Genomic DNA, 15,388 nt, shown 5'->3' with positions numbered 1-15,388 from the left:
TATTTCCATTGCCTCAGCCTCTTACATTTAGCCAATTTCCGCAAAAATATGATACAATATCCAGCGCAGTAAGGGCAAATGTGGAGGGCAGAAGCAGCGATTAGCGTAGGCGTAGCCCGCCGCAGGCATCGCCAGGGTAATCATCAATAATCTACCAATTTTAACTTTAGATGAATCTACAGCTAATTTAGATCCTTTAACTGAAAAAGCAATCAAGTTTTGCGTTCGCTGGATGATTTACTGTCCACTTTGACGGAATAGGGTTATTTGCTTCCAGAAGGAGGGAGTAAATTTCGATATTCCCAGTGTCCGCGTTTGCCCAAATCTTGAATAATATTTTCAGCAGTTTTTATTGCTTGGCCACTGGTGCTTTGAATAGCTTTACTGAGGATAGCCTTAGTTTCATTTTGCCAACCGTAGATACTCCAACCAGACTTATCATTTTTAATGAGCAATTCAAGGCACTCGACAGATGATTCTGGCATTGTATCAACAAGTACAGCTAGACGTTCGAGCATCAAAAAGTCAGGATCTACTTTGCCAGTTAGCTCAAGAATCTGTTTAATCTGTGCAATAGCCCAAACGTCATCAAATTTCCCAGAACCGAACCACCAGCCAAAAGCAGCAAGTTCAGTGGTATAGGAACTACGTTCGGTAGAATTACGTGCTGTTTCCAAACGCTTTTCCCAGAGCAATTGGAGACTATTGAGTATTTCTGGATCTATCTCATTTTCTGTCCTATTAAGACTTCTCCCCACAAATTCGAGAGCATAGCCACGTAACGTATCAGAAGCTAACTCAAAAAACCTTGCCAATGCTCCTGGCTCATCCAAATTCAGCTTCCCACGCCAGTAGAGAGTCATCAAGTGCTGGGCAAGACCTTCATCAGTATGTGTCAATTTTTGTCGTTCAATCGATGTGGGATCTATCTGTTCAACTGCATAGCGGTATTCCTCATGTAGTGAATCAAAAACATTGTTATAAATACCAGAAAAATTAATGTAGCTTTCCCAAGCAGCACGTCGCAGATTGCTGAAAGTTTCATTCTGTGGAAATATTTTTCCTATGCTTTGATTTGCCCATAGCGGATCTAGTAAAGCCAGCCAAGGAAACCACTGACCATAAACTGAGCGTATTGCTAAAGATGGCTCTATATCTGGGTTAAGATGTTCATCAAGTACCTGCCGTACTTCTGGCATTTCATCAAAACCTCGTTGCAAATGCTCTTCACTCTCAGGTATTTGCTCAAAGTGGCGACGAATCCAGAGGGCATAGCGAACAACTGTGTGCATTGCTTCCCCGCGAACAGTATTAATTGCCAGTTCACTATAATTATTATTTGAGCTATACTCCATTTCTCTTTCTAGCGTGGGGTCTGGATGTTGAGTTAAAAGTCTGAGGATGTTCCAAACCCGATCGCGAAAATTAAACTCAATTGCTATTGTATCAACGTTCAGTCCGACTCCAAGCAAGTCTTCCACTGTTCGGCAAGGTTCGAGCCAATTGCTGCTGGGTTCGTTATAAATTGTCTGAGATTTATTGAATTTTTCAGATTTCTCTGCTAACCAATTGCAGAGACTTAGAACAGATATCCAATCAAATTCTCTTATTTCTTGCTGTTGTTTTGATTGATTATTTAAAGCTTGACGCAAACCTCTAAGCAAATTCGATATATATCTTGCGTGTAGACCTTGGAATTGAGCGGCTCCCTGTGCATAACGTTCAGGACTTTTTTCAACCAGTCTTTCCAGAGCAGATCCTAGCCCTGAGCGTGATGGCTCTTCAAAGGGATCTGTAGAATTTGGCTCCCATGTTCTAAGAAAGGCAACTAGCTCCTCAATACTCATAGATTCTAATTCTGAGTCAGTTTTTGGACTTCCAACACCTGAGACTCTAACCTGACCTACACCTCCAGAAACAATATCTGAAAGTTCAATCTCCTTGCCAAATTTATTGACTAAATCATCATAGCGTTCACGCCAATATGTTGAAAGACTATCTTTTATTATTGTTAGTTTATGCCACTGCCAATATTTCACCCATTCAGCTTTTCTCTCTTGATCTTCTTCCCAATTAAAGTCCAGTTCCGGATTTTCAATCCAACTTAGAATTTGCGCTTGTTTCTCTACAGTAAGTTGAGCAAAATTATCTTTGAGTAAGTGTGCATACTCATAATCTTCGTAAGAACTAGTATCTGTAAAACGCTTAGAGTCAATAAGTTTTTCAATCAGTAAATTGGGGTCTACATCTTGATACTCACGAATCAGGTAAAGTGCGATGCGATGAAAAATTCGCCAGCGTCGCTCCTCCAACTTCTGCACAATATTTCGGATTTTCGTCCGATCCGATTCTAATATCTGTTTTGCTGTATCCCTTACTGTTTCTACTAAAATTTCTCTAACATCGTAAGGAGGGTGATTTCGATGATGCTCCTCAATTGCATATCGCCAGATACGTGAGTAATCCTCCAAGATAGGCGAATTATTCTGCTTTTCCTCAGTTTCTGCATTACGTCTAGAGAACTTAATCGCATTATTAAGCAGAATAATTAGCATAATTAACGCTTCTTCACCCGTTATCTTTACTAATTCTGGCACTAAGGTTTTTAAAATTCTTCGATAATGCGAGTTATTAAAACGTATTCTTGGCTTGGGTGAGGAAAGGTAAACATTATTATCATTATTGTCCCCATTGTTCAAACTAGAATCTGGCATAACAGCAAGTAATGTTTTGGCCAGTTCTAGTGCCTTTTTAATCTTACCACCTTGAGCAAGATGTACTATGAGGGCAGCAACTTTCTCTGGAAGTAGAGAGGATGAGTATAGTGATTTAATCCAAGTTTTAACTTTAGGAACTAATTGCACTGCTTCTTGTAATGCCATCTCAAGTGCAGCATCAACAAAATCTTCATGGACACGGGGATTGTTGCTTTCTATCTGCCGTGCAATTTCTAGAACCTCTTTCGGCTTGTGTTCAGCCATTCGCGCTAGATAGCGAGACTGAGGCCACATAGGAAAGCTGACAGTGCCTTGACTAACATCCTCAATAATTTGTGGAGGATTCTTGAAAAACCCTTTATCCTTTAACGGTTTAATCCACTCTGGATTTTGTAGACGATTGAAAAAGTAACTAAAATGCTGTGGGTGAATCAGGAATCCTATAACTTTCTCTATCTGCTGAGGATTGTCTTCTTGTAAGATTTCATCAAGTTTATCTACAGTAGTGTAGAAATTTTGAGCAAATGTAGCGAGAAATGACTCAAATAACTCAAATTGATGACGGATTTTAAGATCATCTGGATCTAATTTAGGTTTACCGCTATCATGTGTTTCATGTGTTTGTTCCATAAACCACTCTGTTATTTCCCAGTAGTGATTGACTATAGGTTCTAATATATTCAGGTCAAGTTTATTTTCAGAAATACATAATTCAAAAAAGAGAAAGGTTATTTTTTTATTATTGTATCTTACTGCTTTATGTTTTTTTATAAGTTGCTGAATTTTACTAAATATTTGAAAATTAATAGTAATATCTTCACTCTCTAAAGGTGTTTCATCTAAACCAAAGCCATTACTCTCCCAAATATCTGCTAGGTTTTCAACTTCATCTTTATATTCAAGTCTTTCACTTATTTTAGGAATAGAATCAGGCAATCTATTACGAATTTCACGAACAGCATGAGATATAAATCTTAATCTACCAGGAATTTGAATTCCAAAAGTTAAGCAAACTGCACCTTCATACAAATTTGCTAGAGAGCTACTATTTTGATTCAGCCATGAGAGTATTTTCCTACGGGTCGTTGTCCAGTCCGCTGGAGGTACTTGAGGTAAATCAGATGAGCTAGGGTGTAGATTTTGACTATTTAGTTCCACAACTTCTTCCCTAATACGCTAATAATTGACCTAAACGTTGATTTTTTCAAACTATTATACTGTATAGTTGCTAACTGACTTTATGATAGAAAGCATTTGCTAAAGAACTTGCCCATCTTAGTTTCAGTCTTAGCGTATAAAAGACATTTTTGGGCAGGGTTGACTCTACTACTTATCGTAATTTAGTATCACTCCCCCATTGGGGGATTTTTTAGGGCAATGAGCGAAAAACACCACCATGAACACGCCCAATTATAGTGCCTTACTACAAAGCTTTTGGACACCACCTCGTACACCCATTACAGAAAATTCTAACTCAAATAACCATCCTAATGAACCAACAGATATTGCTGAATTTATAGGTGAAGATTTACTATGGCAACAGACTATCTCTGCCAAAGAACCTAATCTGAAAAATATCCCTAATGACCTACCAAATAAATTAATTCAAGCACTTCATTCATTAGGAATCACCCAACTTTACTCTCACCAACTTCAAGCCTTACAAGCAATTAGACAAGGTAAAAGTTTAATCCTCACCTCTCCCACAGCCAGTGGCAAAACTCTCAGCACATACCCCGCCATTCTGGAAGGTTGTATAAATGAAGAACATCGAGCATTAGCATTTTATGGACTACGAGCATTAGCACTAGACCAGTTCCACAAAATCTCTGAACTACTCTCTACCATACCAACACAATCCAGACCTATATTGGCAATGATCACTGGAGATGTCAAATCAGAAAAACGAGAACAAATCCTGAAGAGCGAACCGCATATATTGGGTGTCACACCAGAATTAATCCATTTTCAACTCAAGCAAGCCTGGAAATCCGCGCATTGGGCAAACTTTTATCAACGATTACGCTATGTACTGCTTGACGAAGCTCATACCCTCTCAGGCAGCTATGGCGCAAATATGTCCTGGCTGATTCGTCGTATTAAACTAGCAGTAGATCATTACGGTGGTGACTCCAAGAAACTGCAATTTATCTTCCTGAGTGCCACTTGTGGTAATCCTAAACAACTGGCTCTGAAAATCTCCGGCTTAAAACCAACTAAACTCAACCCCAAACCCCTAATTTGGATTCGCAAAAGTGGAGCAGCTTCACCATCTAGACAAATAATTATCACTCAGCCCAGTTACAATTTGACTGGTGATATCGCTCGGATTATTCAATTTTTGCTCAATCAAGGTAAATCAGGTATCGCCTTTTGTAACTCCCGTCGCAGCGTGCGGGAACTAACAGAATTACTCAAATCAAACCAAGTAGCCGCCTTCTACAGTGGCATAACTTCTGAGCGTCGGGCAGAAGTAGTTGACCAACTCCAGTCTGGCACGCTCAAGTGGATTATTGCCACAGAAGCTTTAGAAGCAGGAATTGACCTACCAGAATTAGAATGTTGCATTTTGCGTGGCTGGCCTGGCTCCAAAATGGCGTATCAGCAACGCAGTGGTCGAGCCGGTCGTTCACAACCTGGACTAACAGTGCTGCTTCCCAATGCTCTCAATCCCATTGACTGCTATGTAGCTGAACATCCAGAAATGCTGGTGTCAGGAGAAGCTGAGGAAGTATTCTTTAATGACGAATATCCCATCTTTGCTGCTAAACATTTGATGTGTGCAGCCGCAGAAACTGGTATTCCTACTAATAAAATAAAGCACTACTTTGGCACAGCAGCTTACGAGGTAGCAAAACTCCTGTTAGCCCAAGGGCATCTAAATAAAGGTCGTAATGGACTGTGGGCAAAGGGTTATCCCCATAAAGATGTTAACTTTCGTGGTGGTTTATCTCAAACTACCATCAAGCTAGTAGATGCAGAATCTGGGGAAGAACTGGAGGAAATCTCAGAAGATATTGCTCACCGGGAAGTCCATCCCCAAGCCATCTACAAACGACAAGATACCAATGGACGAATGCTGACTTATCAGTGCATCTCCCTTGACTTGAACAGCAAGCAAGCAATATTAAAACAGACAGCAGATAGCCCACTATTTACAGTTGCAGTTACAGAATCAGAAACCAGTAGCCTAACAGTGCTGACAGATCCGGTAAAGTTACCATTGCTGTTTTCTCAAGTCAGTGAAGTTGATGACTGTAAGGAATACTTAACCCTGTCACTTAGTTTTGGTGAAGTTAAGCACATTACCAGTGGTTACAGTTTAATGACCCAAATCTATGAGCAGACTTGTTTGAACAAGCGGTGTCTTAACTACAAAGAGCCGCTACCTAAAGAACATCGTTGTCCGCTTTGTAGCAAACTCACACGCAAAGCTGTAATTGTGAAAACCCTGTCAGAAGAAAAGTTTGAGCAGCCTTTCCGTACTCAATTTTCAGCACCAATGGTTAAAGTAACGATTAACTCAAGTGCGCGAGAATACATCCAGCACAATGCCAAGGAAACTAGAACTAGTCTTACTCGCAGTGGAGAAGCGATTCCACCAGGCTATCAACAGTTGTGGGAATATTCCACTACCTTGATTGCTATCCACACCTTTGGGCATCAAATTATGAGAGCGTTGCAGCTGGTGGCTAGAGTTGACCCTAAACAGGTGAATTTTACAGTAGTGAAGGAGTTAGGGGAAAATAACAATTACACAGGTTATTTCTATGATACCAGTGATGGCGGTAATGGTGCGGCTGAAGCTGTGTTTAAACATCTGCCAAAACTTGCTGGTGCTGCTAGTGCGATCGCACAGGATTGCAACTGCAATACTGGCTGTGCCAAGTGTCTAATTCAACATGGTTGTCCTGATGGTAACACTGCTTTATTGAAACAAATGGGTTTAGTGTTATTAGATGCGATCGCCTCCGATCGGTCGGAGACCATCGCTACACCTGATGTTTGACACGAGTATCGTCGTAGACATCGCTCAAATTCCAGATTTATATTGTTCCAGATACTCAATCACTGCCTCCAAGTCTGCGATCGCCTGATTAAATCGATCGAGCATTGCTTCTGCTACTTCTGGTTGGGCGTTGACAGTCGGTAGTTTTTCCCTCACCACACCTTTGAGTGCTTCTAGCCACAGCGACAAATTTGTATGTCGAACTGCTGTCAACAATCCCATATTGGTGAGAACAGACAAATGAAACCCAAGTTGGTCTTGTCCACCGTAACCCAAATATCCGTTACTCAGTTCTAGTTTTTCTGGAGTAAACTCAAAATACTGGTCAGAGGTAATACCAGCAGATTCTAGTTTGGGTTGTGGTAATGGAGGTTGGGATTGAGTCATTATCAGTTAGGATTGTTGTACAGCAGGTAATTTTGACATTTTGCTACGCGTAGCGTCTCTAAGAGTTGCCATCGCTTGCAGCTTAATTTTACAGGTATCTAGAATTAGCGTGATGTCTACAACGGGCGTAGCTGAAGCACTCCCACACTTGAGCAGTCCGCTTTACCCAATCTATGAGGTGCCGCAGCTACGCCCAGAGCAGGCATCGCTATAATAAAACCAATATCACGCTCGGAAAACTCACAATGTCCATTACACTTGATCTGCCACCGAAAGTTGAGGCACTGCTGCGACAGCGTGCTGAAAGTACTGGACAAGATATTTCGCAAATGGCGCTAGCGGTGCTGACTTTAGGACTGAGTTTGGACGATCAAGATTTTTTTGAGGCTTTAAAGGGAATCCAACGTGGGCTTGATGATTTTGAGCAAGGACAATTTTCGAGTTTAGAGGACTTCATTGCTGAACAAAATCAGAAATATGGATTGTCTCTTGAAGCATGACGTACCGCATTGATTTCTCTAGCATTGCGAAAGCCGAAGCGGATGCCGCATTCTTAAGTTTTTCTCAGTTTACCACAGATGAACGCGCCCAACTCTGGTATCAAGGGCTGATTAAAGCAATCGTCTCTCTGCAAGAAATGCCTCGGCGCTGTCCAATCGCTCGAGAGGATGCCTTCTTTAGTCAAGAAATTCGTCAGCTTATTTACGGGCAAGGAAAGCAAACCTATCGTATTCTATTTACGGTTCTTGAAGATCAGCCTGTTCCAACGGTGAGAATTCTCCATATTCGTCATGGCGCACAGAAGACAATTGGTGAACCGGAAGTAGAGGATTGATCGTATTGGCATTCTATCCACAATATCTTTCTCAAGATATGGAGTGTAGGCGTAGCCTGATAGTGACTGGCTATTCGGTGTCGCACTTTGTTTGAGCTAATGAATGTTGGGTTTACTTTTATTGAACGGAATATAGGTAATAAAAACTTTATAATGAGGAACAAAGAGTAAGTTACAGCAATAACAGCTATTATGATAAATGCCAGATTAATCATATATGTAATATATCTTTAAGCTGAAAATCTGATTTTATTGATGGCTTCGATAACCCATCCAATTAATTAGTTTATCAATCACGAAGGTGATGATTTTGGAGAGATATGTAAAGCTTAACGATAGCACGCCAATTTCAAGAGCAAAGATGATAATTATAGTAATAATACCAGGATTTTTTGTGTGAAATATGACTTCAATTAGAGAAAATATGAGAGTGCCAGAAAATATGGCTATGCTAAGACTCACAAGCAAAATCATCACCGTCAATACAACAGTTGACAACTATTGCAATTTGTAGATAATACCAGGGACAAAGGCACTTAAAATAATAGCGATAGGCCCTTTTATGCCAATGGTGATATCAGTTCCTGTGATTAGTAAGATAAAAAAACAACCAAGGAGCATCAGATACCAACTGTGCATAGGAAATGGGGAAACAAGTGATGAAATAGTAACTAATACCTAGCGTGGCAAAACTAGCTAGAGCAAAAACTTAAACCTAGTAAATTCGTTATTATTGAAAATTTTGGTTTACCTATTTACGCCTATTTCAATCATTAAAAATCTACTCTAGCAAGTTTTACCGCTCTAGACTAATACAAATACCCATTCACCAACAATATAGATATCGTTTATAATAGGTAGTACAATATTAGTTATATTCCTTAAAATATCTCGTATCTGATTGTAATGGTCAAGTACTTTTTCCATGACCTTTTCTGGGGATTTGCGCTTATGGATTCGCGCTCCTCTAGTCACAGCTTGCGGGAATGTTACAAAAAAGGAAATTGATGTCAGAGTCCAAGGAAAAAAATTGGGGCTTGTTTTAAGAACCGTGTTTACATCTGGCCTATCACCGCCAATAGTGAAAGGAAAGGCTGTGAATAATCCATCTTTATGCAATTGATTCAGGTGTGATTCTAAATTATAAGCGCTACCGTAGATGAGAAGATATGCAAAAAATGTCAGGAAGATATAGTAGAGAAGAGTCACCCGAATAAATTTCCAATTACGGCAATTATAGATAAATGCACCAATCACAACCAGCGAGTAAAGGTAATAGCCGAGGACATTGGGATTTGATGACATAAAGAAAATTCTCCTATCTGTATATCTTCCATCTTGAAAACTACTGCAAGGTTACTGAGAAAGATTCACTTCAATTGAGGCAAGTCGAGCATCTTCCCCTGTTTGGCTCCAGATTCCCGCAAGAATGACACCAGTTCGATAAAGGATTTCTCCTGAATCTTTTGCAGGTTGACCAAATATATGCTTCTTAATATCTGGAGAGTACTGAAAAATCTTATCAACCTGTGAAGATTTAACATATTCTCCTGGAGTACTTTTTATTAAATCTAGTGCAAGCATGTGTCCAGTCAATGCATGTTGTAAAAGCTTGGTAAGTTCGGGATGACTTCCAGCCTCGGCACTATTGGTATAAGTGTCAATTGCAGATTTTAACTCATTCACTTCCGCCGGATATGTCTGTGCTTTAATGCCATTGCCAGTAATACTGTTTGGTTCAGTTTTGTCTTGGAGTTTCCGTAAGGTCTCTAAAGCAGTCTTGCCTTTTTCTAGAGATGAAGAACTGGAAATCTGTAAGGGGGAGTTGGCTGCCTCCGGGGGTGAACTAGAGCTACAACTTGCCACACTAATCACCAGGAGAATTGCTGCTAGCTTCATAGTGAATCTAGTCATAGCGTAGACTACCGGAATTGATGCTGCATAGCAGACATTTTGAGCCTGTATTGAGCGCACAAGACGCATCTCAGATTGCCTCCAAAGAATCAATTTTTGTATTATCTTCACTTTTTTCTAAGTATCCAGAATCAGAGCGATCGCTCCTTTGAGCAAAACATTTTTGAAAGCGATCGCACTTCGTTTGAGCTAATGAATCTTGGAATTTCGTTTAATGGAATCCCTGTCTTGTTTTGTGTTTTTATGCGATCGCTGGTGCTTAATTTTATAGGTATCGATAATCAGAGTATCACCATTTTATTCAAACTATCTTATGGAGCAATCGCACTTTGTTTGAGCTAATTAATGTTGGGATTCGTTCATCAACCTAACCTACGACAAGAGATAATAGCACTTAAAAAACGCCTGTTAAAAAAGTTTTATATCAGTGGCTCTTTCCTCCATGCGAAAGTAAGTAGTTAGCTAAACTAGCAGGATTAATAATCGATAAAAGAAGGTTAATATCTTTGCTTGGTAATGCCCCAGACACAATTCCAACTGTAGAAGCAAAGGTTGCACAGTTATGAAAAGCTAAATTATAGGTGTCATCCCAATCTACAATTGCCTGATACGCATCTCTCAAGCCCTGTTGAGTGATTGTGTATTCTTGGAATACATTGTAAGGTCTTCCGCTCTCATCCTGAAAAATACCTGGAATACCAATCGGGAAAAATATATAAGGTAATTCAAGCAATGTCCCTCCAGGGATTTCAGAAGAGGATCTAAACGCTGCACTAAAACCATAGTAATTCGTAGTTTGTCCATCGGACAAACTAATCCATGCATGTCCACCAGGAAAAGCCGCGCCAATTCCTGGAGTATTGTCTGCTCCCGTAACGTAGATCGTTAGTTTGTAAGGTCCACTTGCTGAAATAACTCTAGATGTATTGTGGGCAATTGGAATATAAGGGCAGTAATTAATTGGAGCAGCAAAAATGAGAGCCTGTGCTGCACGACCGATAGAATATCCAATGTAGAATGCTCCATTAAGTATTAGTGCTAATGGTATTGGTGCTACTGCAACAGTTGTTTTAGGATCACCTACTTGCAGATTCTTATCCAGATTTTGTGCAACGACTGTAGCAGAATTATTTATAGCTGCACTTGCCTGGGGTGTAACTCGGAACTCTAATAAATTTCGTCCCAAGTTTCCTTCAATAACTGTGAATCGAGCAAAAACACCAGATTTAATTTCTGCCCAATGCGACGGTGAAGAATCTTTAGCTGCCGGAAGCACACGCGGTAAACCGTCGCCTGTCGGCTCATAGAGCATATCCGGTAGGCGTTCTGCGGAAATCGTTTGATTAGTAAGGGCTTGGCGTGCTTGTCGCAGTTGCAGTACAGTTTGTCCAGGCGCTCCAGACTGTCTGAGTAGGTCATTTAGTGACGGGATACCAGGAACTAAGCGGAATTGGTTGTAGGTATTCTCAATTTGTTGCAGGTAGTCCCCTTCTAGTCCTTTTTCATACTCAGGGATAAGCTTGTGAATTAAGGCTTGATCTTGTTGCGACCATTGCTTCAACGGTAGACCTGCCTGAATCCGCCATGAATTTGCGTTTAGTGTGGCAGGAGCAATACCTTGCAACGTTCCACGGGACAGCAAAGCACTAATTGCAGGTGCTTGTTTTCCTGTCAAAGGAGCAAGTTTATAGGGTAGCCCTCGCCCTGGTGCATGGATAGAGAATTGGGTACAATAAGCTATCACATCAAGACTGTAGTCTCCCGGAGGTAAAGGCTTTTGCAGGTCTTGATCAGAAGTAATCGCTAAGGGCTTTGGGTGAAAATCTTTGACTTGATCGGAAACATCAGGATAGGCTGTCTTTTGGTCTAACAGTAGTGGTGAACCAACTCCGACTGCTTCCCCAATCTCTTTAATAACGGCAGTTTTAGCTATATCTATAGGATTTCCACTGGGTACACCGGGGATGGGGATAGGCGATTTGGGAAGGTTTACACAGACTCCCAAGAAACAATCCGCAATTTTTTGTTCGTCTTTCTGAACAACACTCAAATCCTTGGAAGTGACAACAGCACTACTAGGAGGTGCAGCAGCGTCGGCTTTTCCGTAAATGTTTAAGAAACTATAACAACTTGCTGAGTTAAAGCTCAGAACGCCACAGAGTAGGACAGAGAGAGTCCTTCGCAGAAAAACAACATTTGTAACAAATAGAGAAGTAATGATACCAATAAAAATAAAACGGAGCGATCGCATATTGAAGCTCTAATAAACTGAATAATATCCAAAGTGACAATACAATACTGCTTCAGATTTAGTCCAGTAATTTTACAGTTCTTATTGAATGTGCTTTATTTGCCTGATATTAACCGTATTATCGCTGAGTGCATAGCAATCAACCGCCGAACAATCTGATCGATCTCTAAATCTAATATGCTGTAATCAATGACTGCCTGACGAATAGGTGTATGTCCTTGATTGACAGCTAATTCTTGTATCTTGGCTGTACGTATAATTAATTTGCAGCTTACCGCTGCATTGGAGAGATGTTATATTCTCTCCACCATGCCAGTAATTAATCTTGCCGATATTCAACAAATTACTAAAACACAACAACAAGTCCTATTCCCCATTCAAAAATCTCATCCAAATCGCTCTGCCTTTGACTCTATAGTTGCAGATAACTTCTCTTTGGTGATGAGACAACTATTTTTAGGACTGACTGTAGAACCTTTATTAAATGCCTATCCTCAAATTGCTCAGTGGGTTGATCAAATACAGGAACTTGCACCAGAAATTTTTAAATCTCGGAAAAAGTTATTAGTCGATAATCCAGTAATTGCACCTCTTGCAATTAATGACGATAAGCACTTTATTCAAGTATTAACAAATATAGCATTTAAACAAGGTATTCCCAGGCTTTATGAATGGGCTGTACGCCATCCACATTTAAGCTGGCAAGACCGGGTAAAATTGTGGACTACGGCTAGACAATACTCAGTTACTCCTAACCAAATACAATTCGTAATTTTAGCATTACATCCTGTTAAACCCGCCCAAAGATTAAATGTACGCTGGAATAAAAAGGATCAGATGCAGACTGAAAAATGGTTAATTAAACTACTGACTCAATCTCCAGATAAAAAATCACAATCAAATATAGTCATTCCTGAGTTATCGTCAATGGTCAATTTAGAAGCTATTCCAGAAGTCAAGATTTAAGAGGCTAATGCCTCTGCCATTGGCAAATGCTTGTTAAAGATAACATCAATGGTACTCAAATCAACTGTTGAACATGGATGGCTATTATCAAAATTACTGAAATTAGATGATGAATATCAAGGTAGGTGGGAGCAATGGCGATGGACAATGGAAACTGGAGAACTACCTAAAGAAATACCGCAAACTGAGTTTTTAGACTTAGGACATCCTCAAGTTTTACAGATGCTCTCAAGCTGTCTGCAATCTATTCCTACAGGTGGATGTGGCAGTCCTTCCAGATTTATTCCCTATTTCATTGACTGGTTACTTTATGCTCTAGGGCATCCCAGCATTGCTAAATTGCCTCATGAGCCAGAGGGATGTAACGGTGCGAGTAATCGTCTTATTCAAGAATTGGAACTGAAGCTTTTGATTTCTTGTCCCTTCGATTACTTCGGTCATTTGTTGGCTGCTAATCGTTACGGACAATCAACAGCTAAATTCTATCCTACTCCTACTTGGACAGCCAAGACAATGGCTATTGCAGCAGTTGTCAGTTCTGCTGCAATAGCACCATTTCATATATATGAACCAGCACTTGGTACAGGACGATTAGCATTGGAAATGTCCAATTATGCTATCAGTTTAACAGGCTGGGAGTGGGATTCACTACTAATAAAAATAGCAAGTTTAAACTTCATGCTTTACGCTCCCTACTTGGCATTGCCTATTCCTAGTTTGGGCGGAGATTTAGTCATCGGAGACACCCTGACTGGCAAGGGGATTTCTTTTATCCGACCAAATTTAAAGTATGAAACTCCCGCATCAACACGTCAAACGAAGCTAAATAATAGTTTGCTAATTAATGGTATCAAGTATGAAAATACTAAAGCAGAAAATATGTTGCAAGGAAGTTTATTTTGATGAGAATTAAAATTACTGAGTGGCAACAACTATTTCAAAATTGTGTCAGTAATCTTCCTCTGCCAATTTCCTTGCCTACTGTAGCACTTGCCAATCCTCCCTATTGCAAAATTAATCTCACTTCCGATTCAAAACTAGCCCGATTTGAGATGGCTTATAAATGGATACAACACAAAGATGGAAGCTACGTGATTACATCCAAGTTGAAAACCCAAGCAGAACAAGAGTGCTTATTTGTAGAACAGTGTTTAAATCAATTGCAACCTGGTGAAATAGTCTGTATTTTGGTGTCTAATGGAATTCTTTCTTCATCTAACCAAGCACACTTTCGCCGATGGCTATTAAAAGACATGGCTTTGCTAATTGCTTCCATTCAGTTACCTACAGAGAATTTTCAGGTAGAATGTGGATTGTGAATTATCACTAGCTTTTTGATTCTTCAGCGCCAAGGTGGAGATTTACCAGTACCAGAAGATTACTCAATCTTTATGGCAGTTGCGGATAAAATTGGTTTTGATAGTCGAGGTCGTCGTCTCTTCCGTTCAAGTACAAATGGGCAACAAACCCAAGAAATTGATAGTGATTTACCTGTGATTATAGAAGAGTTCAAAAAGTTTCTCAAAGAAGTATGGCAAAATAATGTTGATAAATAGCACTTGCTGTCTATTCGCGCCGTCAAAGTTATCTATGCAGTATATGGGTAAATTAAGGCGCACAGAAGTAGAAATCGACATTAATTTAGGTCGTCTCCCCCTAACTCGTTTGGCACTGTATATCCTATCTTTGCCATTGGATACTCGCAAACAGCAGTGGCATATCTTAAACCAAGCATTAGAGAAATCTGCTGCCTAAATAGTTATGCAACTATACCGAAGATTTGAGCAACAAATTTTACTTGAGCAGCAATGTCTGTTTTTTCAACTCCCTTGACTTGTCCCTTACGGATCATGTTCATAGCCTCATATCCTCTCAAGGTTCGCCTCGCGGTGTTGAACGTGGTAAATCCCATTCCTGGTTTAACCAATCGTTTGATAAATCGATGATCTTGCTCCACATGATTATTTAAATATTTTACTCGTTGTAATTCACAATCATCGGGTAATAGTTGTGACTTTTTCAGCTCATTAATTGAAGGTGGATAGGCGGCATTTTTATCGACGTTGATAACTCGTGGAGTTATGTTGTGGTCAGCTTTTAACGCTTTATGGAAGAATTTTCTTTGCAGTAGGGGGAGATGTAGCGGGAGAAGGGATAGTAGAAAATTGAGATGTAACTGAAACTGGTACGTCGTCACAGAGATAGCGATCGCTCACTTACCAACTACTTTTGACACACCCAAACTACTGGGAGTTGATACTGCAATTGTTTCACCTGTACTAGTTTTCTGCGTTTGTTCTGGCAACTGA

The 15,388-nt window shown here is 40.1% G+C and carries 14 protein-coding genes; 8 read left to right on the top strand and 6 right to left on the bottom strand.

What is annotated here, in order from left to right:
- Positions 1 to 263: 263 nt before the first annotated feature.
- Positions 264 to 3,875, bottom strand: coding sequence for a hypothetical protein (locus V7K49_RS12830; protein ID WP_335205836.1), 3,612 nt, complete (start codon positions 3,873 to 3,875; stop codon positions 264 to 266).
- A 238-nt stretch (positions 3,876 to 4,113) separates the two neighbouring features.
- Between V7K49_RS12830 and V7K49_RS12825 the strand changes: the two genes are divergently transcribed.
- Positions 4,114 to 6,726, top strand: a complete 2,613-nt coding sequence (locus tag V7K49_RS12825; protein ID WP_335205833.1) for a DEAD/DEAH box helicase — start codon at positions 4,114 to 4,116, stop codon at positions 6,724 to 6,726.
- 24 nt (positions 6,727 to 6,750) lie between these two features.
- Here the strand turns inward: V7K49_RS12825 and V7K49_RS12820 are convergent, their stop codons facing one another.
- Positions 6,751 to 7,113, bottom strand: coding sequence for a hypothetical protein (locus tag V7K49_RS12820; RefSeq protein WP_335205832.1), 363 nt, complete (start codon positions 7,111 to 7,113; stop codon positions 6,751 to 6,753).
- A 245-nt stretch (positions 7,114 to 7,358) separates the two neighbouring features.
- On the opposite strand from V7K49_RS12820, the gene V7K49_RS12815 reads away from it, so the two are divergent.
- Together V7K49_RS12815 and V7K49_RS12810 are read left to right on the top strand one after the other, a co-directional pair.
- Entirely contained in the window at positions 7,359 to 7,613 is a 255-nt protein-coding gene (locus V7K49_RS12815; RefSeq protein ID WP_094333544.1) for a hypothetical protein, read from the top strand.
- On the top strand, positions 7,610 to 7,948 hold the full coding sequence (locus tag V7K49_RS12810) for a type II toxin-antitoxin system RelE/ParE family toxin (RefSeq protein ID WP_335205831.1): 339 nt from the start codon (positions 7,610 to 7,612) through the stop codon (positions 7,946 to 7,948). Before V7K49_RS12815 ends, V7K49_RS12810 begins: the two co-directional genes overlap by 4 nt.
- A gap of 804 nt (positions 7,949 to 8,752) precedes the next feature.
- Here V7K49_RS12810 and V7K49_RS12805 read toward each other — a convergent pair.
- The 3 genes from V7K49_RS12805 to V7K49_RS12795 all read right to left on the bottom strand — a co-directional run bounded on the left by V7K49_RS12805 (position 8,753) and on the right by V7K49_RS12795 (position 12,113).
- Positions 8,753 to 9,253, bottom strand: a complete 501-nt coding sequence (locus V7K49_RS12805) for a hypothetical protein (RefSeq protein ID WP_335205830.1) — start codon at positions 9,251 to 9,253, stop codon at positions 8,753 to 8,755.
- A gap of 51 nt (positions 9,254 to 9,304) precedes the next feature.
- Positions 9,305 to 9,862: a hypothetical protein gene (locus V7K49_RS12800; RefSeq protein ID WP_335205829.1), complete on the bottom strand. Its 558-nt coding sequence runs from the start codon at positions 9,860 to 9,862 to the stop codon at positions 9,305 to 9,307.
- 424 nt (positions 9,863 to 10,286) lie between these two features.
- Positions 10,287 to 12,113 carry a hypothetical protein gene (locus V7K49_RS12795; RefSeq protein ID WP_335205828.1) on the bottom strand — a complete coding sequence of 609 codons (1,827 nt, stop codon included), beginning with the start codon at positions 12,111 to 12,113 and terminating at the stop codon, positions 10,287 to 10,289.
- Positions 12,114 to 12,356: 243 nt separating this feature from the next.
- Between V7K49_RS12795 and V7K49_RS12790 the strand changes: the two genes are divergently transcribed.
- Genes V7K49_RS12790 through V7K49_RS12770 form a run of 5 tightly spaced genes read left to right on the top strand, consistent with a single transcriptional unit; the run spans position 12,357 to position 14,834 of the window.
- On the top strand, positions 12,357 to 13,079 hold the full coding sequence (locus tag V7K49_RS12790) for a hypothetical protein (RefSeq protein WP_335205827.1): 723 nt from the start codon (positions 12,357 to 12,359) through the stop codon (positions 13,077 to 13,079).
- A 48-nt stretch (positions 13,080 to 13,127) separates the two neighbouring features.
- Entirely contained in the window at positions 13,128 to 13,982 is an 855-nt protein-coding gene (locus V7K49_RS12785) for a hypothetical protein (RefSeq protein ID WP_335205826.1), read from the top strand.
- Positions 13,982 to 14,398 carry a hypothetical protein gene (locus V7K49_RS12780; RefSeq protein WP_335205825.1) on the top strand — a complete coding sequence of 139 codons (417 nt, stop codon included), beginning with the start codon at positions 13,982 to 13,984 and terminating at the stop codon, positions 14,396 to 14,398. Before V7K49_RS12785 ends, V7K49_RS12780 begins: the two co-directional genes overlap by 1 nt.
- A 15-nt stretch (positions 14,399 to 14,413) precedes the next feature.
- On the top strand, positions 14,414 to 14,635 hold the full coding sequence (locus V7K49_RS12775) for a hypothetical protein (protein ID WP_335205824.1): 222 nt from the start codon (positions 14,414 to 14,416) through the stop codon (positions 14,633 to 14,635).
- Between the two features lie 43 nt (positions 14,636 to 14,678).
- Complete coding sequence (locus V7K49_RS12770) at positions 14,679 to 14,834, top strand: hypothetical protein (protein ID WP_335205822.1); 156 nt, start codon at positions 14,679 to 14,681, stop codon at positions 14,832 to 14,834.
- A 4-nt stretch (positions 14,835 to 14,838) separates the two neighbouring features.
- Here V7K49_RS12770 and V7K49_RS12765 read toward each other — a convergent pair whose 3' ends face one another.
- Positions 14,839 to 15,276 carry a DDE-type integrase/transposase/recombinase gene (locus tag V7K49_RS12765; protein WP_335205820.1) on the bottom strand — a complete coding sequence of 146 codons (438 nt, stop codon included), beginning with the start codon at positions 15,274 to 15,276 and terminating at the stop codon, positions 14,839 to 14,841.
- Between the last annotated feature and the right edge of the window lie 112 nt (positions 15,277 to 15,388).

This window comes from Nostoc sp., assembly GCF_036919675.1.
Lineage (GTDB): Bacteria > Cyanobacteriota > Cyanobacteriia > Cyanobacteriales > Nostocaceae > Nostoc.
The sequence above is the reverse complement of the archived record's forward strand: the minus strand, read 5'-3'. Positions and strand labels throughout refer to the sequence as shown.

Coding starts and splice junctions, on each gene's coding strand:
- V7K49_RS12770 (WP_335205822.1), top strand. CDS start 14,679: ATGGGTAAATTAAGGCGCACAGAAGTAGAAATCGACATTAATTTAGGT.
- V7K49_RS12805 (WP_335205830.1), bottom strand. CDS start 9,253: ATGTCATCAAATCCCAATGTCCTCGGCTATTACCTTTACTCGCTGGTT.
- V7K49_RS12815 (WP_094333544.1), top strand. CDS start 7,359: ATGTCCATTACACTTGATCTGCCACCGAAAGTTGAGGCACTGCTGCGA.
- V7K49_RS12810 (WP_335205831.1), top strand. CDS start 7,610: ATGACGTACCGCATTGATTTCTCTAGCATTGCGAAAGCCGAAGCGGAT.
- V7K49_RS12795 (WP_335205828.1), bottom strand. CDS start 12,113: ATGCGATCGCTCCGTTTTATTTTTATTGGTATCATTACTTCTCTATTT.
- V7K49_RS12785 (WP_335205826.1), top strand. CDS start 13,128: ATGGTACTCAAATCAACTGTTGAACATGGATGGCTATTATCAAAATTA.
- V7K49_RS12780 (WP_335205825.1), top strand. CDS start 13,982: ATGAGAATTAAAATTACTGAGTGGCAACAACTATTTCAAAATTGTGTC.
- V7K49_RS12800 (WP_335205829.1), bottom strand. CDS start 9,862: ATGACTAGATTCACTATGAAGCTAGCAGCAATTCTCCTGGTGATTAGT.
- V7K49_RS12820 (WP_335205832.1), bottom strand. CDS start 7,113: ATGACTCAATCCCAACCTCCATTACCACAACCCAAACTAGAATCTGCT.
- V7K49_RS12825 (WP_335205833.1), top strand. CDS start 4,114: ATGAACACGCCCAATTATAGTGCCTTACTACAAAGCTTTTGGACACCA.